The organism is Fibrobacter sp. UWH5, assembly GCF_900142505.1.
Classification (GTDB): domain Bacteria; phylum Fibrobacterota; class Fibrobacteria; order Fibrobacterales; family Fibrobacteraceae; genus Fibrobacter.
Genome location: NZ_FRBB01000007.1, coordinates 17,566 through 39,715, shown reverse-complemented (window position 1 = coordinate 39,715; position 22,150 = coordinate 17,566). Strand labels below are relative to the sequence as shown.

Below are 22,150 nucleotides of genomic sequence, written 5' to 3'. Positions count from 1 at the left end.
AACAAGTAGAGGATAAAAATATGTTAGATCACGAAACCATGGTAACTCTCGGCAAGATGGGTGCAGCAGCAGCTCTCGGCCTCGGTGCTCTCGGTTCTGCTCTTGGTTGCGGTACCGCTGGTATGTCTGCAATCACCGTATGGAAGAAGGCTTACGCTCAGGGCAAGAGTGCTCTCTTCACTCTCCTTGTGTTCGTGGGTGCTCCCATTTCCCAGACCATTTACGGCATGCTCCTGATGAACTTCATCCTGGGCGCTGCAAATGCAGAAAACTTCAACAACTGGGCAGCTTGCCTCGGTGCCGGTATCTTCGGCGGCCTCGGCATGATGGCTTCCGCATGGTTCCAGGGTAAGGCTGGTGCTGTTGCTTGTGACGCTTTGGGCGAAACCGGCAAGGGCATGGTGAACTACCTGATGGTTCTCGGTGTGGTCGAAACCGTTGCCCTGTTTGTCATGGTGTTCGCAACCCAGACCTTCGCTTAGTAGGTATGAGGACGCCTTACTTTTGTAAGGCGTTGAGGTGTGAGGCTTTGTTTTGAAAGACCTCATTCCTCTAGGCGCTTTGCGCCGACCTCAAAGCGAACATAGTTCGCGTCCTCACTCCTATAAGGAATTGAATATGGATCAAGAAACAATAGTGACTCTCGGCAAGATGGGCGCCGCCGCGGCTCTCGGTCTTTCCGCAGTCGGCTCTGCAATGGGTTGCAGTACTGCCGGCATGGCGGCGATCGGTTCGTGGAAAAAAGCCTACCTTAAGGGGAAGAACGCTATGTTCACCTTGCTTGTTTTCGTGGGCGCACCTATTGCGCAGACGATTTATGGCATGCTTCTGATGAATACCATCCTGAATGCAGCCAACAAGCCTGATTTCCATAACTGGGCTGCTTGCCTTGGCGTGGGTATCTTTGGTGGACTGGGCATTATGTTCTCCGGCTGGTATGTAGGCAAGGCCGCCTCCAACGCCTGTAATGGCTTGGGCGAAACCGGCAAGGGTCTAGTGAACAGCTTGATGGTGCTTGGCGTGGGTGAAACCGTTGCCTTGTTCATCATGGTGTTCTCGATGATGCTGGTGAGCTAAAAAAGGTATGAGGTACGCTCGTACACTCGCTTGAGGTATGAGGTCGGCCCTTGGCCTTTGAGGCTTTATTAAGAACCTCGTGCAGATTCTGCATGGGGTTCTTTTTTTATGAATTACAAAAAAAAGAGATTACTGCGGAAGAGTTTTTTTTAGTTATGAATTACGAGATATGAATTATGTTGATCTTTTTCATAGAAGTCAGAAAATTCTAGATTTGGCGGCAAATGTCTCAATTCCTAAAACGCTTTAACAAGTTCCTGGTAATCAATGGCTACATGCCAAAGATTTTCTTGGCTGCGTTTATTGGCTTTGTGACTGGTGTGGTGGCTGTTGCCTTTCATTTTGGCCTTGAGTTTGCCAGCGCACTGGTGCGTAAACCTTGGACCGGTGAGAATGCCTTGCCCTGGTGGACTTTTGCCGTAATGCCTGCGGTTGGCGGCCTCATTGTGGGTGTCATTATTTACGCAATCGCCAAGGCTCCCGAAACGGCCGGCCAGGGTACCGATAACATGATCAAGTCCTTCCATCACGAGGGGGGCAAGATCCGCAAGCGTGTGGCTCCGATAAAATTCCTGACCAGCATTATTACCTTGGCGACGGGTGGCAGCGCTGGTTATGAAGGCCCTATTTCACAAATCGGTTCCGGAATCGCCTCCACCGTTTGTCATGGTTTTAACATGCCCCAGACATTGCGTCGTCAGTTCACCTTGGCGGGAACGGCTGCAGGTCTCGGTGCAATTTTTAAGGCTCCGCTGGCAGGCGCTTTAACTTCGGTAGAAGTGCTTTATCGAGAAGATTTTGAATCCAACGCCTTTGCCACATCCATCGTTTCGTCGGTGGTGGCTTTTACAATCTACATTGCCTTTGTAGGAACTGCCCCGGCTATTGCTGGTGTTCCGATTTTCCCCTTTACCAACGGCGTTGAACTTTTAGCTTGTGCCCTGTTGGGCATTCTCTGTTTCCCCTTTTCTTATTTGTATGTTCGTTGCTACAACGAGTCTGAAACCCGTTTTGCACGCTGGCAGATTCCCAACTGGACAAAACCCGCTATTGGCGGCCTCATGATTTCGCTGCTGGTGCTGGCTTACCCCGAAGTAGCCGGTGGCGGATTTGAATTTATTGGCGAGGTCATGGGAGCTATGTTGCCCCATACCGTATGGGGTGTGATGCTGTTGCTGGGCATTGTGCTGGCAAAAATCTTGGCTACGGGGCTTACGGTGGGTTCTGGCGGATCCGGCGGCGTGTTCGGCCCTTCGCTGTTTATTGGTGGAGTTCTGGGTGCCATGTTTGCGGGCATCTTGGAACTGGTGGCTCCGGGTGCAATCCGCGAACCTGAGATGTTTATTCTGGTAGGTATGGCTGCCTTTTTTGCGGGGGCCGCCAAGGCGCCCATTGCCGGTGTGGTTATGGTCTGCGAAATGACTGGTAGTTATAGTTTGCTGCCTGGGCTTTTGATTGCGGCTGTTATGCACATCTCGTTCTCTCGCGGTTGGAGCATTTATAAAAGTCAGGTGGTGAACAAGTTTGCCTCGCCGGCTCATCGTGGCGACATGGATCAGGATGTTTTACGAATTACCACCGTTGGTGATGTGATTGAACATTGCGAAATGAAGACCCTCCGTGCAGAGGATTCCCTGTTTGATGTTTTGAAGGACATCGAGGTGGATTACGTCTATCCTGTCTACGAAGGAACTTCCAAGACTCCGACAGGATTGTCCAAGCCTCATGATCATTCGGGAACGTACATAGGATTGTTGGACATGTCCATCGTGAAGAACGCCTATATCAGTTCGCCGGACTTGATTCAGCACTTGCTGATTTCTGACTGTACAGTAAAAGCACCGATGCTGAATGAATCCATGGACTTGCATTCGGCATTGAAGATTTTTGTACGAACGTCTATGAATGAGCTGTGTGTCAAGAATAAGAATGGTGATGTAATAGGCGTGTTGAGTCACGCAGCCATCTTTAAGGCTTACGATAAGATTGTAAGGGATTCGCAGAAAACTGATGAATTATAGAGAAGAAGTGAATGAGTATATGCCTGGTGATGTGATGTGGTCGGACATCTAGACTGTTACGCTGTACACATTCAGGATAGCTTGTTTCAACGTGTGGTCAAAACCTACAGAATAAGTGCTGATGGGACTTACACTGTTGATGGACGTTCTAATGTTGGACTTGTAAGAGTGACGACTGAGATGAATTCTCTTGGTATCTATGTGTACAATATGTATCTGCTGCATAGCACGGGTATTGAGTATTACCATTATGGAGAAAATGGTCAAGAACGATTCTTGGGTGTTCGTGCTTCAACTACATATAATCCCCTGGAACAATTTTATTGAAGTTTACCATCCCGGAGGAATTAGTCCTTGACCTTGTTCAACGCGATGGCTGAAATTGCTCCGGCAGGTGTGTTGCTGTTTGTCAATGACTATTCTAATTATCTTTATGGAGTTTCTTTTAATACGCGAGTGGTGGTGGCTGGGGATTGAACGTACAGTACAATCTGCCTTAGGTTCCTCGCAAGTTCTTAGATAGTACCGCGCAAATCGTCCACTGCGTCTAGATATTCGCTGAGGTTTCGGGCCTTGGCGATTTTCTTTATGATGCGCTTGGGGAGAATGGATTCGGAGTTCTGCGGCTGGGTTTGGGCTGCTTCGGCGGGGTAGGTCCAGAAGGGGCGAAGTTTGTCCAGGATTTGGGCGTCGCCCTGGAGGCGCTTGCGGTAGTTATCCAGAATGGAATCGTGGATTTTTTGGAGCGCAGAAAGAGGGCTCGTTTGGGACTGCGCAGGGGACTGCGCTTGAAATTGCACGGCGAGTGCTGGGTTGGCCAGGAGCCCGCGACCGATCATGATTCCCTTGAGGTTTGGGAATCGGCGTTCAATAGCCTGAATGTCTGAGAGGCTGGTGACATCGCCGTTGAATATGACAGGGTGGCGGCACTGGGAATAGAAGGCTTCGAATGCTGCGAAGTCCAGCGCACCCTTGTACTGCTGGATGCCTGTGCGGGGATGCATGGTGATGTGGGCGAGGGGAGTCTCGTTCAACAGCGGCAGCAGGGCTAGACATTCGTCGGGGGAGGTGTAGCCCAGACGCATCTTGACGCTGAACTTAATGGATTCTGCTCCTTTGAACCTAAGAATTGTAGGGCAACAAGTTGCCGACAATTCTATATCACTACGTTCAGAATGACATTGTTAAGGGGTACTTAAGGATGCGACCTCCTGAAGGATTTCCCTGACGGCGTCTACTCGCGGGAGGATGCCTGAACCGCGGCCCGATTTCGCCTGCATGGGGAAGGGACATCCCATGTTGATATCAATCTGAGGGAAGACTTCGTCTGCTGCAAAACCGCAATCTTTTTTTAGCTTTTGAATGTCATCAACTAGTATGCGGAATTCGGCGGCGTCCTTGCAAATGACTTGTGGAACCACGTTGTAAAAATGCGGGGCTTCATCATCGCTTGAACTGTAATCTGCGTTTTCGCAATGGCAGATGTTTGACTGCTGGCTTTTGATGAATTCCAGGTCCTGTTGCAAATCCCGCAGATCTTTTTCTCGGGCGGCACCTTTCTCGACGCGCAAAAATGGGGTGTAATAGGCGGCGATTCCTGACTCACCGGCCTTGGGCCCGGCATGCAAAAAATGAGCCCGTCTGTAGGCGGACTCAGTAAAACCTTGTAGCGGTGCGAAATAAACCGGCAACATTTCGGCTTCTCTCATCTCTCGTCTGTAGCGAAGCGTTCTCTCGTCTATATTACGAGCAGCGGAGCACTTGGCCGGGGCGGATGTTGTTGCTCTTGAGGCCATTTAGGCGCTTCAGCTTACCCACAGAAATTCCGTAGCGGCGGGCGATTTTACCCAGACAGTCTCCGCGGCGGACCTTGTAATAGCGGTGCTTGGCCAGTTCCTTCTGGTATTCGTCTTCGACACCCTGAATCTGGGCCTGGTCAATTTCGGTGGTGGCGGCTAGGTAGGTGCCTTCCTGGAAATTGAATACGGTGGTGGGGTCGATGTAGACGCCGTTATACTTCATTTCGAAATGTAGATGGGCTCCAAAGGAACGGCCTGTGTTGCCTCCGATGCCTACGGTGTCCCCAGCCTGAAGTTCATCGCCGATTTTCACTTTCCAGCTGGCCAGATGGGCGTAAAGGGTAGTAAGACCGTTGCCGTGATCGATGATGACGTACTTGCCGTAACCTTTACGGCGACCCTGGTTGCGGACCAGCTTGACCTTGCCGGGGAAGGCGGCCACGATGGTGCGGTCTTCGCCATGGCAGAGGCCCAAGTCAACGCCACGATGCATACGGTAGGTACGGATGCCATAGGGGCTTGCGATGCGGCGGCTTTCGGTGGGAATCATGGCTGTGGTCATGTCAAGAACCAGTTTGCGGACACTATCCACCGTTGCTGAATCTCCCATGGCGGCGGCCAGTTCGGCGTCCGCTTCTTCCTGGGACATTTCCTTGCCGTCGTCAGTTTCGGAGCTGTCGGTTTCTGCTTCGGAATCGGTTACGGCTACGTCGGTATTTGCCTTGTCGGCGGCTTCCACAGCCTCGGTTGTGGCAAGCTTTTCTTCAATTGCTGCTGCTGGAGCGTCTACGTTACCTGCATCGGTAGAATCAATGGCTGGGTTGCCGGAAAATTCACTTTCGGTAATGGTTGCGGTAACTTTTTTTTCTGTTGAGGCCACGGAAGAGGGATTTGTCGCTTCGGTGACTTCTGTGATTTCGGATTCCAGGATAGCCTTGTCGTCTACAACTTCGGTAAGCTCTACAGTCCCATTTTCTGCAAATAGGGCGACAGGCAATGCAAACAGTGTGACAATTGAACCAAACTTCATAATAGTGGGGGTAAAGATACCTTTTTTACGGTCAATTGTCACGGAGGGAGAGGGGGATGAGGTATGAGATATGGGGTATGAGGTATGAGGTATGAGGTATGAGGTATGAGGTTCATTAACCTTTAAGCAATTTCGTTTGATTATATGACTATATTTGAGTTAGAGTCCTCTAACTTTTAATTAATAGTTAAACGGACTTTGCCAGCAATTCCCCCAAAAAATTTCAGGTATGAGGTATGGATTAATAAGTTAGGCGCCTTTGGTGCGATTATAACAATTCATATCTCATAATTCGTAATTCATAATTTACTATATTTCGCCCCGTCAGGGCCTATCATCCAGGTAGGTTCCTAGTCCGGCCAAAGGATATGCCTGCAAAGTTCAGGTTCGGCCGAAAAAGGATATATAAAATGGCAAAGAAAGTTCAAGACGCCCTCAAAGATATCATCTCCCTCTGCAAGCGCCGCGGTTTCATTTTCCCGGGCTCCGAAATTTATGATGGCCTGGCCAACACTTGGGACTACGGTCCGTATGGTGTTGAACTGAAGCGCAACATCAAGAACCTCTGGTGGAAGAAGTTCGTTACCAGCCGCAAGGACGTGCTGGGTCTTGATAGCTCCATTCTCTTGAACCCCCGCGTTTGGAAGGCTTCTGGCCACGTGGGTAACTTCTCTGACCCCCTGGTTGACTGCCTCGCTTGCCACGAACGTTTCCGTGCAGACCATCTGCTGGAAGAAAAGCTGGGTGACGGCTGCTGCGCCGGCAAGAACTTCGATCAGATCGCCGAAATGATGGTGGAAAACAAGATCGAATGCCCGTCTTGCGGCAAGACCGAATTCACTAAGCCCCGCGCATTTAACCTCATGTTCCAGACCGAAATCGGCGTTATCGAAGGCGAAGGCAACAAGGTTTACCTCCGTCCGGAAACCGCTCAGGGTATCTTCGTTGACTTCAAGAATATCGTTGACAACGTCCGCCCCCGCATCCCGTTTGGCGTTGGCCAGATCGGTAAGTCTTTCCGTAACGAAATTACCCCGGGTAACTTCATTTTCCGTACCCGCGAATTCGAACAGATGGAACTGGAATTCTTCTGCGAACCGGGCACTGAACTTGACTGGTACAACTTCTGGCGTAAGTACTGCTTCAACTGGCTCATCAAGGATCTGGGCGTGAACGAATCCAAGCTCCGCCTCCGCGAACATGCCAAGGAAGAACTTTCTCACTACTCCAACGGTACCACCGACGTTGAATACGAATTCCCGTTCGGTTGGGGCGAACTGTGGGGTATCGCAAGCCGTACCAACTTCGACTTGACTGCTCACCAGAACGAATCCAAGGTCAAGCAGGAATACAACGACCAGGTGAACAATAAGCGTTACGTTCCGTACGTTGTTGAACCGTCCCTGGGTGTGGAACGCTTGCTCCTCGTTCTCCTCTGCGACGCTTACGAAGTCCAGAAGCTTGAAAACGACGAACGTACCGTTCTCCACTTCGACCCGAAGGTTGCTCCGGTTAAGGTTGCTGTCCTCCCGCTGGTCAAGAAGGGTCTGGTCAAGGCTAAGGCTGAAGAACTTTACGAACAGCTGCTCCAGCGCTGGAACGTGGAATACGATGAAACTCAGTCCATCGGTAAGCGTTACCGCCGTCAGGACGAACTGGGTACTCCGTTCTGCGTCACTGTCGACTTCGACACCGTTGGCGAAGGCGAATCCGATCCGGCAAAGCTTGGCTACGTCACCGTCCGTGAACGTGACTCCATGCAGCAGGAACTGGTGAAGATCGACGAACTGGAAGCATACCTGGCTGCAAAGCTCGGTTGTTAAGAGGTATGAGGTCGGGCTTCGCCCTCTGAGGTGCGAGGTCGCGACTTTGTCGCTCTGAGGTTATAGTCAGAGCTTCGCTCTAGAGTCTAAAAAGGTCACTCCCGATGTTTTTTCGGGGTGGCTTTTTTTATTTTCGCCTTTTTTGGCGAAAGTGGACTCCAAAAAGAGTTGAATCCTCTGTTTGGAGTCTATTTTTATAAATAAATTAACTGTTTGCGGCTTTAAATTTTGCTTTGATTGAAATCTATGGATTCCAAATGAGGCTAATTTGCTGTTCTGGAGTCCATAATGCCAATAATAATGGACTGTAAATTCTGTATAAAGTATTTTTCTGGACTCCAATGTTGCAAAAAAGAAAAATTTGGAGCCCATTTTATATAATTTCCGCCACTTGATAGTATATTAAGCTCCATGAACAACCCGAAAATTAACCGCCTGATTGGCTACATTGTTTTGTTTATTGGCTTTTTCCTTTTTTACAAGGGATTCAAGCCTGTGGGTGTGTCTGACAATATTGCCGATGCTGATTTTGTTTTGCTTGCTTTGGCCGCCGGTTTCCTTGTTGGTTCAACGGTTTGGATGATCAAGAAGGTTCGCTGCCCTCATTGCAACAGGCTTCTGCATTTGAAACTGTATAATATTGATGTCTGCCCCCATTGTGGAAAATCTACAGACCCGGATGAAAAATGACTAATCTCAATCCTTTCTTCAAATCTATCATCGATCAGGACAACACCGCCATTGTGGTGTGCGACCTGAACCATACCATTGTGTACATGAATCCTTTTGCCTGCGTGGCCCAGGCCAAGCGCGGGGGAGCCGCCCTTATTGGTCGTTGCCTCATGGATTGCCACAGCCCCGATTCCAGGGAAAAGATCCAGAAGGTGATGGATTGGTTCAAGGCTGACAAGTCCCACAACCGTGTCCATTCCTTCTTTAACGAGAAGCAGGTGAAGGACGGCTACATGATCGCCCTTCGCGATGAGAACGGCGAACTGATCGGCTACTACGAAAAGCACGAATACCGCACCAAGGACGAAACTCCCTTTTACGCCTTTTGATGGTTAAAATCAGCCGCTTTTTGTGATTTATGTTACAATTTGGAATGGGAAAATGCTTCAAAAAAACTTATTTGAAGCATTTTTTGCTACAGCTCCCATATTATAGAATAGATTGTTAGCATAGTTTTACAACCTATTCTTATTGTATGTTGAAGTGGCTGAAAAATTATCTGCTTTATGCGACAGTGGATCCCGACGAACTGACGAAGGTCGCGGATTCCGTTTCGCGGAGTAACCAGAAGTCTCTTGGCGCGTATTCCCTGATGGGGATGTTCTTTTTCGGCGTCATGTTTACCCTGTCTGCGCTTTCTGAAATTGCTTCCCTTAATCACAATGTGGTTGCCTATTCTTCGGCCACGTTGCTCTGTTTCTTCATTTTTATGGCCAACCGGTATTTAACCAAGAAGAATCCCCGGATGGTCATCTTTCTCATGTATGCATTCAACTGGCTCTTGCTTTCCTTTGGACTCTACCTGACGTTTGTGACCTCGCCGGAGCGTATTACGGTTTCGCTTTTGGTAATGCAGATGCTTACCGCCCTGATTTTTACGGATCGCCCTTACAGGTTCCTGATCAGTACGTTGTTGCTGGACGTGGTTTTTGTACCCCTGGCAATTATGTATAAGCCTTCCGAAATTCTGGTGCTGGATATTGTGGACGTGCTGATTTACGGTATCATCGGTCTGGTTGTTGGCTCCTTCATGTCCCGTATGAAGTTCGAACGTTTTGTTCTTGAACGTAAGGTGGGCGAGCTGAACGATGAACAGGGTTTGACTCATTACATCAAGTCTATGGCCGACATTTACGAGACTGTTGTGCAGATCGACGTAAAGACCGAAACCTTCCGCGCCGTGATCAACAAGACTAACATGGTGGAGTTTGACGGTCATGAGAACTTTGGCAAGCAACTTCTGATTGCCATGAGGGACGCCATTGATGAAAATGGCCTTGAAGCTCTTGTTCCCTACGCCAATATTGCCGCCGTTGCCCAGAGCATGAAGGGCAAGCGAACCATTACTCACGAATTCTTTGGTAAGCGTCTTGGTTGGTGTCGCGGCCGTTATGTGGCCGTGGGTTCTATGTCAGATGATCTTGTTCCCGAGCAGATTATTTTCGCTATCGAAAACATCAACGAAGAAAAGAATAAAGAGAATAAGCTGATTACCCAGGCGCAAACCGATTTGATGACCGGATTGTATAACCGTACCGGTGGCGTCAACAAGGTAAAGCTTTCCTTGCTAGAAAACAAGGTCGGCATGCTCTGCCTGTTCGATATCGATAATTTCAAGTACGTCAACGATACCCACGGACACCAGGCGGGAGACCAGGTTATTATTGCCGTTGCCGAAGCCATGAAGTCCGCTTTCCGCGATGAGGATATCTTGCTTAGGCTTGGCGGCGATGAATTCGTAGTCTACCTGAATGGCGTGGCTACGGAAGATCAGGGGACGCTTGCGATCCGCCGACTTTTTGATGAAATCGACAAGATCAAAATCGACGAAATCCCGGATTATAGGGTGTCGGTCAGTCTAGGTGCCGCCTTCTTCAGGAAGGACTCTAGCCTTGACTTTAACGACCTGTACAAGCAGGCGGATACTTGCACCTACCAGAGCAAGAAAATCGAAGGCAAGTCCTTTACGTTCTTTAGAGATTAGCTTGGATAGAAGTTGTTGAATGTCGCAAGCGTAAAATAAATGGTTCCTTTTCAAACAAAAAAAGCTTCTCTTTCGAGAAGCTTTTTAAGCGGGATAGACGAGGCTTGAACTCGCAACCTCCGGCGTGACAGGCCGGTGCTCTAACCAAAATTGAGCTACCACCCCAGTGGTTTGTCTGGTCTTTCAACCGACGCACCAAATGTACTAATATGTTTCTTTGTTGTCAAGGGAATTGCGGCTGAAAATGCAAAAAAAAGCGTGAAAATGCAAAAAAAACGTGCCGTCCAACAATAAAACAGCATCGGCTGATGATAAAAAAAGAACACCTTTCTTTCGAAAAGTGTTCTTTTAAGCGGGATAGACGAGGCTTGAACTCGCAACCTCCGGCGTGACAGGCCGGTGCTCTAACCAAAATTGAGCTACCACCCCAGTGGTGAACCAAAGATATAAATATCCATAAATTTTGTCAAGCCATTCAGACCAAATTAAAATAAAAAACGGTCCCGTTCTTTCGAACGGGAACCGTTTTTAGTTATGAGTTATGAATTACTAATTACGAGAAAGTCTCATAAATCATAATTCATACTTCATAATTGTCTTTAGTCAAAGACTAAAGACTGATCAGACCTTCAGTGTCCTGGGACATTGCGGTGTAGAATGCAAAGCGTGCATCCACTTCCTTCTGGAGGTCGTCGGCCAGCTTCTTAGCAACTTCCGGGTTGTTACGGGTGAGCTGCTTGTAGCGGTTTTCGGTGTAGATGTATTCTGCAACCGGGATAGTCGGGGCCTTGGAGTCGAGAACAAGGGGAGCCTTGCCTTCGGCAGCGAGAGCCGGGTTGTAGCGGAGCAGAGTCCAGTAACCGGAATCCACAGCCATCTTCTGGTGTTCCAGCTGGCTGTTGAGATCGAAGCCGTGGTTGATGCAGGGGCAGTAGCAGATGATCAGAGACGGACCATTGTGAGCTTCTGCTTCCTGAAGAACCTTCAGAGCCTGAGCGTCGTTTGCGCCGATGGCGATACGGCCAACGTACACATTCTTGTAGCTCATGGCGATAAGACCGAGGTCCTTCTTGCCAGCGCGCTTACCAGCGGCTGCGAAGAGGGCGACGGCGCCACGGTTGGTGGACTTGGAAGCCTGTCCACCAGTGTTGGAGTAAACTTCAGTGTCGAGGACGCAGATGTTCACATTTTCACCGGTTGCCATGACGTGGTCGAGACCACCGTAACCGATGTCGTATGCCCAACCGTCACCACCGAAGATCCATACGGACTTCTTGACCAGGTAGTCGGCGAATTCGTCGCGGAGGCTTACGGAAGCTTCGTCGGTAGCACCAGCGAGAGCAGCCTTCAGTTCAGCAACGTTAGCGCGCTGAGCCTGGATGCCAGCTTCGTCAGACTGATCCTGAGAAGTGAGCTTAGCCTTGAGTTCTGCAGGAACGTTCACAGCTTCGAGGAGGCTTACAGCCTGGTTTGCATGCTTGGTGATAGCCAGGCGCATACCGAGACCGAATTCAGCGTTGTCTTCGAACAAGCTGTTAGCCCAAGCCGGACCGCGGCCTTCCTTGTTCTTTGCCCACGGAGTAGTGGGGAGGTTACCACCGTAGATGGAAGAGCAACCAGTTGCGTTTGCTACAACCATGCGGTCGCCGAAGAGCTGAGATACGAGACGGACGTAAGCGGTTTCGCCACAGCCTGCGCAGGAGCCGGAGAATTCGAACAGGGGTTCCAGGAGCATAGCCTGCTTGACAAGGTTCTTGTTAACCTTGGTACGGTCAAATTCGGGGAGGTCGACGAAGAAGTCCCAGCACTTGCCTTCCTGAACCTTGATGGGTTCCTGCGGCACCATGTTGATGGCCTTCTTGCCTTCTTCATTCTTGTCCTTACCGATACAAGCCTGAGTACAGACGCCGCAACCAGTACAGTCGTAGCTGGAGACGGAGATTGCGAATACGGGCTTTTCGGAGCCTTCGAGCTTGAAGCCCTTGGCTGCGGTGAACTTGAAGCCTTCCGGTGCGTTAGCAACAGCGGATTCGTCCACAACCTTCACGCGGATAGCAGCGTGGGGGCAGACCATAGCGCACTTGCCGCACTGTACGCAAGCGTCCGGATTCCAGGACGGGATGTTCAGGGCCAGGTCGCGCTTTTCGTACTTGGTAGTGCCGGTGGGGAACACACCGTCAACAGGCATCTTGGAAACGGGGAGCTTTTCGCCGTTGCCCTTGATGATTTCTGCGGTAACTTCGTTAACGAATGCCGGAGCGTTGCCGTGGATCGGAGCGCGGAATTCCTTGGTGCTGGTAACAGCGGCCGGAACCTTGACTTCGAAGAGGTTAGCCAGAGAAGCATCGATAGCGTCCCAGTTCTTCTGGACCACTTCCATACCCTTCTTAGCGTAGGTCTTTTCTGCATACTTCTTGATGTACTTGATAGCGGTATCAGAATCAAGAACGTTGCCCAGCTTGCTGAAGAAGCAGGTCTGCATCACAGTGTTGATGCGACGGCCCATGCCAGTCTTTGCGGCAACGGCGTATGCGTCGATGACGTACACCTTGAGCTGCTTCTTGATGATGACTTCCTGAACCGGACGGGGGAAAGTATCCCAGACGGTTTCAGCAGAGTGCGGGGTGTTGACCAGGAAGGTTGCGCCCTGCTTTGCATACTTCAGCATGTCGACGGATTCGAGGTGCGGAGTATGGTGGCAAGCAACGAAGTCAGCTTCGTTTTCACCGATCAGGTACGGAGCGTCGATGATGCTCTTTCCGAAACGGAGGTGAGAAGTGGTCATAGAACCAGACTTCTTGGAGTCGTATACGAAGTAACCCTGAGCGTTGTTTTCGGTTTCGTTACCGATAATCTTGATGGAGTTCTTGTTTGCGCCAACGGTACCGTCGGAGCCCAGACCGAAGAACATTGCCTGGAAGAAGTCGGAATCCAGCTTGAAGTCGGGATCGATGGGGAGGCTGGTGTTGCAGACGTCGTCGTTGATACCAACGGTGAAGCGTGCGCGGGGTGCGTCCAGCTTCAGTTCGTCGAAGATAGCCTTGACCATAGCCGGGGTAAATTCCTTGGAGGAAAGACCGTAGCGGCCGCCGATCATCTTCGGCATAGCCATCTGGCCTGCCATGACGGCTTCAGAAACAGCGGTAAGAGCGTCCTGGAAGAGCGGTTCGCCTGCGGAACCCGGTTCCTTGCAGCGGTCGAGAACAGCGATCTTCTTGACGGTCTTGGGGAGAGCAGCAACAACTGCTTCCATGGGGAACGGACGGTACAGACGTACGTTTACGAGACCGACCTTTTCGCCCTTGGAGTTGAGATACTTAACGGTGTCACCGATGGTGCAGGTAGAAGAGCCCATGGAGATGATGACGCGTTCTGCATCGGGTGCGCCAACGTAGTCAACGATGTGGTACTGACGACCGGTGAAGGAAGCAACCTTGTCCATGTACTTCTGGACGATTTCCGGAACCTTCTTGTAGAAGGGGTTCACGGTTTCGCGGCCCTGGAAGTAGACGTCCGGGTTCTGAGCGGTACCGCGCATGGTGGGGCGGTCCGGAGTGAGGCAGCGTTCGCGGCAAGCCTTCACGTACTTTTCGTCGATGACGCTACGGATAACGCCGTCTTCGAGGGCTTCGATCTTCATGACTTCGTGAGAAGTACGGAAACCGTCGAAGAAGTGAACGAACGGAACGCGGGATTCGAGAGTAGAAGCGTGAGCCACGAGAGCCATGTCCTGGCATTCCTGAACGGAGGAAGAGCCGAGCATAGCGAAACCGGTCTGGCGGCAAGCCATGATGTCGGAGTGGTCACCGAAAATAGAAAGGCCCTGCATAGCAAGAGCACGGGCAGTCACATGGAAGACCGTGGGGGTCAGTTCGCCGGCGATCTTGTACATGTTGGGGATCATCAAGAGAAGACCCTGGGATGCGGTAAAGGTGGTGGTCAAAGCACCGGCCTGCAGTGCACCGTGAACGGTACCGGCAGCGCCACCTTCGGACTGCATTTCAAAAACGCGGGGAACCTGGCCCCAAATATTCTTCTTACCAGCTGCGCTCCAGTTGTCGGCGTGTTCAGCCATAGGACTAGACGGTGTAATCGGGTAGATAGCTGCAACTTCACTAACTGCAAAAGCAACGTTAGCGGTAGCTTCATTACCGTCACACGCAATCATCTTCTTTGCCATGTGTGTCTCCAATTATTGTGTTAATTCAATAAACTTGCGATTTAAAAAAATCCAACGTAAATTTACCCATTTTTAATGTCAAAAAGTGAAATATTTTTCAAAAATTCACTAAAAAATCCACTTTTTTGAACACTCCGTGTAAAGGTCTGCCGGAAAATGACCATTCTGAGGGGTAAACGACCTTTCTAAAAACTTACAAAAAGATTATTTGTGCTCGAAAGGGCGGTTTTTCATCTGATAACTTCGAAAACGTACTTCAAAAAGTATGCTTTGACTACATGCAGCCCTTAAGTTTCATACCCACCTTTAGGGGCTGATCCTTGCCAAGCTTGTTGATTCGTCGAACCGCATCTTCGGAAATGTAGAAGAACGCCGCCACATCGGCTACGGTATCGCCTTTTTTGATGATATAGACATTTTCAATTTTTAGCTTGGACTGGATTTTACGATGGGCTTGAATAGCCTTTTTCTTGGAATATTTTTCTACGCCGGGTTTCAGCTGCCAATGGGGGAAGTCTACAACGGTAGTGGGGTCGATGTTCACGTCGCCGTAGCGGATCTCGAAGTGGAGGTGGGCTCCGGAAGATTTTCCGGTGTTGCCAGCGAGGCCAACGATATCGCCGGGGTAAACCTGGTCGCCAACCTTGACGGTGCGTTCGGCCAGGTGGCCATAAAGGGTCTGCAGACCGTTTTCGTGCTGTACCAGGACGTAGTGGCCGTAGCCGCCCTGATTGTATTTAGAGACGATCACTTCGCCGGGGTAGGCGGCAACCATGGGCTCTCCTTTTTCTACCTGGATGTCTACGCCGCGGTGGAGTCGGTGGTCGCGGATTCCGTAGGGGGAGCCGAGACGGGCCTCGTGTGTAATGGGGATGAGCATGGTAGAAAAGTCGAAATACTCGCCGACGGTTTCGGTCTTGGTGGGCTTCTTTTCGCCTTTCTTCCTGGATTTCCTGCTCTTTTTGGTGGCGTCCACGAATTCGACTTCAACGCCCTGCTTTTCGTAGAGGAGGGCCTTGGTGAAAGCCTTGGGATCGTCTGACTTTATAGAGACTTTCTTTGTGGAATCGCTGGGGGATTCGTCGTCCTTTGCGATTTTGCCCGAAGATTTCTTGCTGGATTTTTTTGAGGACTTCGTAGACTTCGACGCCTTGGATTTTTTCTGCTTGTCCGTCTGCTTTTCCTTCTGCTTGTCTTTTTGCTTTTCCTTGGACTTTTCTTTCTGGGTGTCCTTCGATGTCTTGGATTCTACCTGGGTGGTGGATTTATGGGAGGATTCTTTGGGGGCAGTCTTTGCCAATGCGGGGCTGAGGAGCGCCGCAATGAGAAGGTATATTAAGACTGCCTTGTTCACCCCGATGCTCCTACTTCAAGAATGCGAAAAATACCGCTGCGATGATACACAGGAACGCCACGATGTGGTTCCACTGCAAAGTTTCTGTGTGGAATACGGTAACCGCAATGACGGTAAAAATGGTAAGGGAAATGGCTTCCTGGATAATCTTCAGCTGCATCAGGCTGAAGGGACCGCCGTTAATGCGGCTGCCGATGGAGTTGGCGGGAATCATGAAGCTGTATTCCAGGAGGGCGACACCCCAGCTGGCAAGGATTACGAGAATCAGGGGCCAGTCGGTGCTGATATGCATTTCCTTGAGCTTCAGGTTGCCGTACCAGGCAAAGGTCATAAAGATATTAGAACAACAAAGAAGAAGTATTGTAAAAATTCCTGCGCGCATTTTTTTGCCAATGTATTGAATGGTTAAACTTTTTTGTTTGCCCGTTGGACTTCACCACGAAGGCGGTAGGGGCGTCCAGTGGAGTGCTGATAGGCCAGGCGAGCCCGAACTTGTTCCAGGTACTTTATATAGGTCTCACTTTGATAGTCGCGGTAAGTCCAGTCAAAGCTGTGGAAGTGTCCGTCCTGGAAATAGAGGGTAGGTTCCACGAAAATGCCCCGCTGCATGTACACGCGCTGGCGCTGGTCCTTGGTGGTGGCCAAGAAAAACTGCCCGAGAGTCATATAGCCTGGATCCAGATTTACGGGACGCAAGCCCGGTGTGCCGTTCTTTTCGGCGATTTCCAGCTCGATGTCGTTGGTCCAGAGCTTGATATCTACGATTTCAGTACGGTCAACCAGAGTCTCGTAACTGAAGAAGGCGCGGACAGGGGCGGTTCCGATTTCATCTTTATAATAGTTGGTAAAGGTGAAAGGGAAGGGAGGGAGGTTCAGGTCTTCTTCGCCGAATTTCTGACGGAGGGGCTCGCGGACCGCTTCAACGGCGGCTGCGTCCTGAGCCAGGATGCCAACGATGATCTTGACCTTTGCCGGTTCCTTGATTGCGCCCATTGTTAACTCCTCGACCTCTTATAAACCCTTGGAATCTTCTTCGGAAAGCTTGTAGATGTAAGGCCAGTTCTTGCCGGTAATCCACAGGTACTTTCCGTCGTAGGCGATTCCGTTCAGCACGTCCATATGGGGGTACTTGTTTTGCAGTTCGTACACCTTGCGGGACAAGTCAAAATACTTCTTGACGTGACCGGTGGGCAATTCGATGATGGCGATGGCCGCGGTTTGCCAGATGTTGGCGTAGAGGGTGTTGCCCACAACTTCAAGTTCGTTCAGCAACTTGATTGGGTGTCCGTTATCGGTAACGTCGATGACTCCAACCACATAGAAACCGCCCAGCGCCAACTGCAGAAGCTGGCTGGATCCGTTGCTCATGAGCAGGGCGTCTTTCCAGTAGGTCAGTCCCCATCCTTCTGTGGGAATGCGGAATTCGCCTTTCTTGGAAAAAGGTTTGCGGTTGTAGATGAAGGCCTTCTTGGATTTCCAGGTCAGGTAGAAGATGTCGTCACCCACGGCAATGGAACCTTCGCCAAAGTAACGTTCCTGGAGCATGGTGGAATCAAGTACCTTACCTTCCAAGGTTCGACGGTACAATCCCGACTGCCCATATTGTCCTGTAGTTTCGATCAGCTCGTTTCCGTCAAAGAAGAGACCCTGGGTAAAATGAGTCTGTTCGTGGGGAATCGAATCGATGATGGTGGGGACCACGCGGGGGGCTTCGGCAAAACTGGCCGTAGCAAGAATGGCGACACATGCAAGAACGATGGCGGCAAATCTTTTCATGGTGGTATCCGGTTAGTTCCTAAATGTCCACACGATACCGTAGGCGAAGCGGAGCCCTTCGGGAGTGTAACCCGATTCCGGCATGTAGATACTGTGGTTGAAGTTTTCGATTCGGCTGTAAATCTCGAACTGCAGAATCTGCATGCGGGCCTCGAAATCCAGGGCCAGATACTTCTTCATGGGCTCCAGTTCCAGGTTGCCGTTTTCGCCGATGGTGCAGTCGTAATGGTCGCCGAACCACTGCCAGTCAACACGGACACTTACACCCAGGCGGTCGAACACGAATCGGTTCTGCCAGTGGATGCTACCCTTGTAGTAAAGTTCCTGGGTGTCCATAAGCTTGGTGCTACGGTCCAGAGTCTGGCCTCGTTCTATGTAGAACTTCCAGTTGCCCAGGCGGAAGCCAAATTGCAACAGCCAATCCAGACTGGAAACGTGATCGATGTTTGTGTAGGTATAGGCTTCTTCGATGGTGTTGGTGGAGTCTACATGGCCCCACTTGACCCAACGGGGCTTGATCAGGTCATCTACATGTTCCTTGCGCAGACCCAGCCCGTAAAAGACTTCGCGCTTCTGGTAAGCCAGGTTCACCGTGGTGCGGTTCCTTTCTTCGTACTTCAAGTCGTTACGATGGAAGGCGAGACGTCCTGTTTCGTTAATCTTGATCTGGCCCACGTCGGGGAACTTGTTGTCGTGACGGAAGGCTGCGTTCAACTTCAAATGGAAAGGCAACAGGGCGGTAGCGTCAAAGGAATAGGCCTTGGCGAATTCCTGTTCGTCGTTTACGGAACTGTTGCGCTGCATGCCGGTCTGGGTCCTGAAGTAGAAACGGTGCCACAGGGTGTCCGACAGTTCCAGATAACCCATTTCGCGGTCCTGCAGATAGGTGTAGTGGTCGTCGTTGGCGTTATGGTAATCGGTGTTCAGGAACTCGTACTTGAACTTGATGGCCGGGTTCAGCAAGGTGTGGTAGGCGATACCGAAGTTGCCCAGGATCGATTCATAGTTGATATACTTGGTGGTATCGTAATAGAGAGTGTCTTCCTGTTCTACACCCAGGGTATCCAGGTACTTCTTGGTGCCGCTGACAAAGTGGGGCAGGGAATCCTCTTCGATTTCGTGATTGCCATAATTGATGTCGGCACTGAACGTCAGATTTTTTAAGGGGTAAAGTTCGATACCCGCTCCATAGGTGGAGGCCTCGATATCGATAGTGTAAGGATTTTGCTGGAATGTCCTGATGGATTTGTCCAGGGAGTCCAGCAGAACCTTGTGGTTGGGATTGTCGGCGTTTTCCAGGTAGAGGAAATTCATTCGGGTGTAAATCTTACCCACGCCAAAACGGGCGGTAACCACTGGCTGCAGATGCATGCTGTTCATGGCGATGTTACGGCCTGCAAAGGGAATCTGGCTGGAGTCGCGACCCAGGGAGAAATAGGGGGAGTGGGTCACGTTGGTATAGCTGTATTCCTTGGAATCCACGTCGGAGTGGCTGGCGATACCCAACTCGAAAGTGACGGAGTCGGTGACCAGGCGCTTGAATTCCAGACGCAGGGCGTTTCCGCTAAAGGCGGGGCGTTCCCAGTTCAAGTCGGTAATGGGGGTGTCGACGGCGATCCCCTTACGTTCCTCTACCAGTATGCCGTTCTCGCCATTGAGACCCAGGGTACTTCCATCGTACATGAGACGGGTGGTGTACAGGCCTGCCAGCATGCTGGGGTAACGCTGACTGATAGAACCCATGCCCATGGCGTCCGGGTCCAGTTCGGGCCTACCCAGGATCGAGGTTCCCAACATCCAGTAGGACTTCTGGCCAGAAATATCGTAAGTGCGCTGCATGACTTCGGTCAGGGGCAATACCCAGCGGCCCGCATCGGTTTCGCGGGGGGCGGGGTCAATTCCGTTGGGGGACTGGTAGACGGAGTCCTGGGGGGTGGGAAGAGTGTAGCCTAGGGAACGGACCGGTTCTGCAAAGACAGCGACGGCAATCAGCAACAAGAAAAAGATGGCGCGGAACATGTAAGCGGGACCCACTTTTAGTACCATTCGGCGCGAAGCTTTTCGCGGCGTTCACGAAGGGCCTGGACTACAGTGTAAGGCATCTTCATGCAGTTGGGGGCATAAGTACTGCCTTCGGTGTGGAAGTCGCTTCCGCCCGTACCCACCAGGCCGAAACGCAGGGCCATTTCCTTATACTTGCGGCCTACGGCACCCTTCTGGGCGGGGCAGTAGACTTCCATGCCCTGTACGCCCCATTCCACCATCTGTTCGATGAACTCGTCGCTGAGCCCGGACTTGTAGGGGTGGGCAAGAACCGCAATGCCGCCTGCATTTTCGATAAGGCGGATGGTCTGCTGGGGGTTAAGGCCTTTCTTTTCTACAAAGGCGATGCAGCCGTCACCCAGGTACTTGGTGAAGGCTTCGGAAAAACTGCCGATATATTCTTCGGCCACCAGGGACATGGCGATGTGGGGGCGACCGATGACCTTGCCCTTGCAGTAGCTCAGCACCTTCTCGAAAGTGATGTCGATACCCAGGGCGTTCAACTTCTTGATAATGGCCTTGGCTCGGGTAACACGCTGCTTGGCAAAATCCTGGAGCTCCATGTTCAGGGCCAGGTTGGTGGGGTCGCAGTAATAACCCAGAATGTGGATGTCCTTGCCCTGCCAGACAGAAGAAATCTCGATACCGGGGATAATCTCCAGGCCGATGGCCTTGGCCGGTTCCGCAGCCAGGTTATAGCTATCCAGGTTGTCGTGGTCGGTAATAGAAATACAACGGAGCCCCTTGCGCTTGCTCAGGGTTAAAACCTCTTCTACATCCAATGTGCCGTCCGAAAGCTTGGTATGCAGATGGAGATCTGCATAACCGCCGTTTTCGGTAATGATGGTAGAAAAGCCTTTTTGCATTACTTGACCCCGTAATACTGGGCGATGAGGGCGGCCTCGCTGGAAGTGCTGGGCTGCAGGCTCAAGTTCAGGAAGGGGTAGACCTTTTCGGAACAGAAACCGATGCGGCAGTCGGCTCCGCTAACCTTGGCCAGGTAGAGGCGGGGGAGGAAGGCGTCGCCTAGGTAGATGACCACCGAGGGGGCAAATTCCTTGATCTTCTGTTCCATTTCCATAAAAACGGGTTCCTCGAAACGGCATTCCAGGTCGCTAAAGTAGATAGCCTGGGCGCGCTTGGCCGAAACCAGGGCGTGGAGGGATTCGTGGGCCACCAGCAACACATTCTTGAAAAATGCCTGGGGCATTTGGTGCATAAAGGGGGCTACACGCTCCATGTCGCGATGGAGAAAAACCAAAGTCTTGGGGTTGTTCTTCAAAGCCTCGGGGAAGTTAAAAGCTCCGGAATCTTCACCTGCCTTCTTCAAAAACCAGCGGAACAGGGAATCCTGGCTGCTGAAACGCTTAAAAAAATAGCGGAAACGATTGGTAAAGTACGGTGAAGGTTTCAATTTGTCCTCGGAGCGTTAGTGGGCTGAAATATATTAAATTTGGCCTATGGCAAAACCGAAGTTCTACGCAATTAAGACCCCTAGCGAAAGCAAAATCGTAACCACCTGGGACGAATGTCTAAAATTGACCCATGGAGTCAAGGGGGTGCTATTTAAATCCTTCGGTTCCATGGCTGAAGCCGAAGCCTGGATCTCCGGCATGGAAGCCCCTGTTCCCGGAGGAGTCCGCGTATTTGTGGATGGATCCTTTTCTCCCGGGTTCCCCTATTCCGGATGGGCCTTTGTCGTGACAGAAGATGACAAGGAAATCGCCAGAGGGAACGGTCTGACGGCTTTCGAGGCCGAAAGTCGAAACATCGATGGGGAAGTCATGGCCAGCTATCAGGCCATGCGCTGGCTGGACGCCCACAACATGAACGGCGTCATCTGCCACGACTACGAAGGCATCGCCCGCTGGGCCAAAGGCGAGTGGGCCGCCAAGAGCAATATCGCCAAACGCTACGTGACCGCCGCCCAGCCCTTCCTGCACCGCGTAAAGTTCGAAAAAGTTGCCGCCCACACAGGCGTCAAGTGGAACGAACTGGTGGACAAGCTGGCCAAGGAAGCCATCCAGGCTGGAAAAACCGCCCAGAAAAAGTAGGACGGCGGGGCGTTTTTTGCATTTTTCGCTCAAAAATGCTAGTTAATTTGTTTGTCAGAGCCGTTTCCCCTGACTTCCTTGGTGAAAATTTTTCTGTTAGAGCTGAATCCCGTGGAGGGGTAAACGCAAATTTTTCTGTCGGAGCACAATCCCGCGTTGCGGAAAGTGCAAAATTTTCCGTCGGAGCTCAATCCCGTGTTGCGGAACGCGCAAATTTTCCTGTCAGAGCACAATCCCGTGTTGCGGAAAGTGCAAAATTTTTTGTCAGAGCACAATT

General features: G+C 51.0%; 18 protein-coding genes, 2 tRNA genes and 1 pseudogene. 8 read left to right on the top strand and 13 right to left on the bottom strand.

Annotation, left to right across the window (positions count from 1 at the left end; all coding sequences use genetic code 11):
• Positions 1 to 20: 20 nt before the first annotated feature.
• From BUB38_RS07745 to BUB38_RS07735, 3 genes are all read left to right on the top strand, one after another.
• Positions 21 to 482: a V-type ATP synthase subunit K gene (locus tag BUB38_RS07745; RefSeq protein ID WP_233488164.1), complete on the top strand. Its 462-nt coding sequence runs from the start codon at positions 21 to 23 to the stop codon at positions 480 to 482.
• Between the two features lie 136 nt (positions 483 to 618).
• Positions 619 to 1,077, top strand: coding sequence for a V-type ATP synthase subunit K (locus BUB38_RS07740; RefSeq protein WP_073159250.1), 459 nt, complete (start codon positions 619 to 621; stop codon positions 1,075 to 1,077).
• Positions 1,078 to 1,301: 224 nt separating this feature from the next.
• The gene (locus tag BUB38_RS07735) at positions 1,302 to 3,098 is read left to right on the top strand and encodes a chloride channel protein (RefSeq protein WP_083538274.1); all 1,797 of its coding nucleotides are present in this window, start codon (positions 1,302 to 1,304) and stop codon (positions 3,096 to 3,098) included.
• 48 nt (positions 3,099 to 3,146) lie between these two features.
• Here BUB38_RS07735 and BUB38_RS16310 read toward each other — a convergent pair whose 3' ends face one another.
• The 3 genes and pseudogenes from BUB38_RS16310 to BUB38_RS07725 all read right to left on the bottom strand — a co-directional run bounded on the left by BUB38_RS16310 (position 3,147) and on the right by BUB38_RS07725 (position 5,927).
• Positions 3,147 to 3,323, bottom strand: a complete 177-nt coding sequence (locus BUB38_RS16310; protein WP_175547654.1) for a hypothetical protein — start codon at positions 3,321 to 3,323, stop codon at positions 3,147 to 3,149.
• Positions 3,324 to 3,613: 290 nt separating this feature from the next.
• Positions 3,614 to 4,792 (bottom strand): annotated as a pseudogene (locus BUB38_RS16760) (tRNA-dihydrouridine synthase family protein).
• 49 nt (positions 4,793 to 4,841) lie between these two features.
• Positions 4,842 to 5,927, bottom strand: coding sequence for a peptidoglycan DD-metalloendopeptidase family protein (locus tag BUB38_RS07725; RefSeq protein WP_073159248.1), 1,086 nt, complete (start codon positions 5,925 to 5,927; stop codon positions 4,842 to 4,844).
• A gap of 410 nt (positions 5,928 to 6,337) precedes the next feature.
• Between BUB38_RS07725 and BUB38_RS07720 the strand changes: the two genes are divergently transcribed.
• The 4 genes from BUB38_RS07720 to BUB38_RS07700 all read left to right on the top strand — a co-directional run bounded on the left by BUB38_RS07720 (position 6,338) and on the right by BUB38_RS07700 (position 10,466).
• On the top strand, positions 6,338 to 7,750 hold the full coding sequence (locus BUB38_RS07720; protein ID WP_073159247.1) for a glycine--tRNA ligase: 1,413 nt from the start codon (positions 6,338 to 6,340) through the stop codon (positions 7,748 to 7,750).
• Between the two features lie 411 nt (positions 7,751 to 8,161).
• Positions 8,162 to 8,440, top strand: coding sequence for a hypothetical protein (locus BUB38_RS07710; RefSeq protein ID WP_073159243.1), 279 nt, complete (start codon positions 8,162 to 8,164; stop codon positions 8,438 to 8,440).
• Positions 8,437 to 8,811 (top strand): PAS domain-containing protein, encoded by a 375-nt coding sequence (locus BUB38_RS07705; protein ID WP_073159242.1) that lies wholly within the window; start codon positions 8,437 to 8,439, stop codon positions 8,809 to 8,811. The genes BUB38_RS07710 and BUB38_RS07705 overlap by 4 nt, the downstream gene beginning before the upstream one ends.
• Before the next feature lie 146 nt (positions 8,812 to 8,957).
• On the top strand, positions 8,958 to 10,466 hold the full coding sequence (locus tag BUB38_RS07700) for a sensor domain-containing diguanylate cyclase (protein ID WP_073159240.1): 1,509 nt from the start codon (positions 8,958 to 8,960) through the stop codon (positions 10,464 to 10,466).
• An 89-nt stretch (positions 10,467 to 10,555) separates the two neighbouring features.
• Here BUB38_RS07700 and BUB38_RS07695 read toward each other — a convergent pair.
• The 10 genes from BUB38_RS07695 to BUB38_RS07650 form a co-directional block, all read right to left on the bottom strand.
• Positions 10,556 to 10,631, bottom strand: a tRNA-Asp gene (locus tag BUB38_RS07695).
• A 188-nt stretch (positions 10,632 to 10,819) separates the two neighbouring features.
• A tRNA-Asp gene (locus BUB38_RS07690) sits at positions 10,820 to 10,895 on the bottom strand.
• Between the two features lie 181 nt (positions 10,896 to 11,076).
• Complete coding sequence (gene nifJ, locus BUB38_RS07685; protein WP_073159239.1) at positions 11,077 to 14,646, bottom strand: pyruvate:ferredoxin (flavodoxin) oxidoreductase; 3,570 nt, start codon at positions 14,644 to 14,646, stop codon at positions 11,077 to 11,079.
• Positions 14,647 to 14,920: 274 nt separating this feature from the next.
• Positions 14,921 to 16,000, bottom strand: a complete 1,080-nt coding sequence (locus tag BUB38_RS07680; protein WP_073159237.1) for a peptidoglycan DD-metalloendopeptidase family protein — start codon at positions 15,998 to 16,000, stop codon at positions 14,921 to 14,923.
• 10 nt (positions 16,001 to 16,010) lie between these two features.
• A complete protein-coding gene (locus BUB38_RS07675) occupies positions 16,011 to 16,382 on the bottom strand; it encodes a DMT family protein (RefSeq protein WP_073159235.1) in 372 nt (123 codons plus the stop codon).
• A 23-nt stretch (positions 16,383 to 16,405) separates the two neighbouring features.
• A complete protein-coding gene (locus BUB38_RS07670) occupies positions 16,406 to 16,993 on the bottom strand; it encodes a DUF4416 family protein (protein ID WP_073159233.1) in 588 nt (195 codons plus the stop codon).
• 18 nt (positions 16,994 to 17,011) lie between these two features.
• The gene (locus BUB38_RS07665; RefSeq protein WP_083538276.1) at positions 17,012 to 17,776 is read right to left on the bottom strand and encodes a glutaminyl-peptide cyclotransferase; all 765 of its coding nucleotides are present in this window, start codon (positions 17,774 to 17,776) and stop codon (positions 17,012 to 17,014) included.
• 12 nt (positions 17,777 to 17,788) lie between these two features.
• Positions 17,789 to 19,822 (bottom strand): hypothetical protein, encoded by a 2,034-nt coding sequence (locus tag BUB38_RS07660; RefSeq protein WP_249506271.1) that lies wholly within the window; start codon positions 19,820 to 19,822, stop codon positions 17,789 to 17,791.
• Positions 19,813 to 20,685, bottom strand: a complete 873-nt coding sequence (locus tag BUB38_RS07655) for a PHP domain-containing protein (RefSeq protein WP_073159231.1) — start codon at positions 20,683 to 20,685, stop codon at positions 19,813 to 19,815. Before BUB38_RS07655 ends, BUB38_RS07660 begins: the two co-directional genes overlap by 10 nt.
• Positions 20,685 to 21,233 carry a hypothetical protein gene (locus BUB38_RS07650; protein WP_073159229.1) on the bottom strand — a complete coding sequence of 183 codons (549 nt, stop codon included), beginning with the start codon at positions 21,231 to 21,233 and terminating at the stop codon, positions 20,685 to 20,687. Before BUB38_RS07650 ends, BUB38_RS07655 begins: the two co-directional genes overlap by 1 nt.
• A gap of 46 nt (positions 21,234 to 21,279) precedes the next feature.
• On the opposite strand from BUB38_RS07650, the gene BUB38_RS07645 reads away from it, so the two are divergent.
• Positions 21,280 to 21,873 (top strand): ribonuclease H1 domain-containing protein, encoded by a 594-nt coding sequence (locus BUB38_RS07645; protein WP_073159227.1) that lies wholly within the window; start codon positions 21,280 to 21,282, stop codon positions 21,871 to 21,873.
• Positions 21,874 to 22,150 lie beyond the last annotated feature (277 nt).

What these genes read in the sequence shown, in the direction of transcription:
- BUB38_RS07745 (WP_233488164.1), top strand. Translation starts at nt 21, where the DNA reads ATGTTAGATCACGAAACCATGGTAACTCTCGGCAAGATGGGTGCAGCA.
- BUB38_RS07740 (WP_073159250.1), top strand. Translation starts at nt 619, where the DNA reads ATGGATCAAGAAACAATAGTGACTCTCGGCAAGATGGGCGCCGCCGCG.
- BUB38_RS07735 (WP_083538274.1), top strand. Translation starts at nt 1,302, where the DNA reads ATGTCTCAATTCCTAAAACGCTTTAACAAGTTCCTGGTAATCAATGGC.
- BUB38_RS16310 (WP_175547654.1), bottom strand. Translation starts at nt 3,323, where the DNA reads ATGCAGCAGATACATATTGTACACATAGATACCAAGAGAATTCATCTC.
- BUB38_RS07725 (WP_073159248.1), bottom strand. Translation starts at nt 5,927, where the DNA reads ATGAAGTTTGGTTCAATTGTCACACTGTTTGCATTGCCTGTCGCCCTA.
- BUB38_RS07720 (WP_073159247.1), top strand. Translation starts at nt 6,338, where the DNA reads ATGGCAAAGAAAGTTCAAGACGCCCTCAAAGATATCATCTCCCTCTGC.
- BUB38_RS07710 (WP_073159243.1), top strand. Translation starts at nt 8,162, where the DNA reads ATGAACAACCCGAAAATTAACCGCCTGATTGGCTACATTGTTTTGTTT.
- BUB38_RS07705 (WP_073159242.1), top strand. Translation starts at nt 8,437, where the DNA reads ATGACTAATCTCAATCCTTTCTTCAAATCTATCATCGATCAGGACAAC.
- BUB38_RS07700 (WP_073159240.1), top strand. Translation starts at nt 8,958, where the DNA reads ATGTTGAAGTGGCTGAAAAATTATCTGCTTTATGCGACAGTGGATCCC.
- nifJ (WP_073159239.1), bottom strand. Translation starts at nt 14,646, where the DNA reads ATGGCAAAGAAGATGATTGCGTGTGACGGTAATGAAGCTACCGCTAAC.
- BUB38_RS07675 (WP_073159235.1), bottom strand. Translation starts at nt 16,382, where the DNA reads ATGCGCGCAGGAATTTTTACAATACTTCTTCTTTGTTGTTCTAATATC.
- BUB38_RS07670 (WP_073159233.1), bottom strand. Translation starts at nt 16,993, where the DNA reads ATGGGCGCAATCAAGGAACCGGCAAAGGTCAAGATCATCGTTGGCATC.
- BUB38_RS07665 (WP_083538276.1), bottom strand. Translation starts at nt 17,776, where the DNA reads ATGAAAAGATTTGCCGCCATCGTTCTTGCATGTGTCGCCATTCTTGCT.
- BUB38_RS07660 (WP_249506271.1), bottom strand. Translation starts at nt 19,822, where the DNA reads ATGGTACTAAAAGTGGGTCCCGCTTACATGTTCCGCGCCATCTTTTTC.
- BUB38_RS07655 (WP_073159231.1), bottom strand. Translation starts at nt 20,685, where the DNA reads ATGCAAAAAGGCTTTTCTACCATCATTACCGAAAACGGCGGTTATGCA.
- BUB38_RS07645 (WP_073159227.1), top strand. Translation starts at nt 21,280, where the DNA reads ATGGCAAAACCGAAGTTCTACGCAATTAAGACCCCTAGCGAAAGCAAA.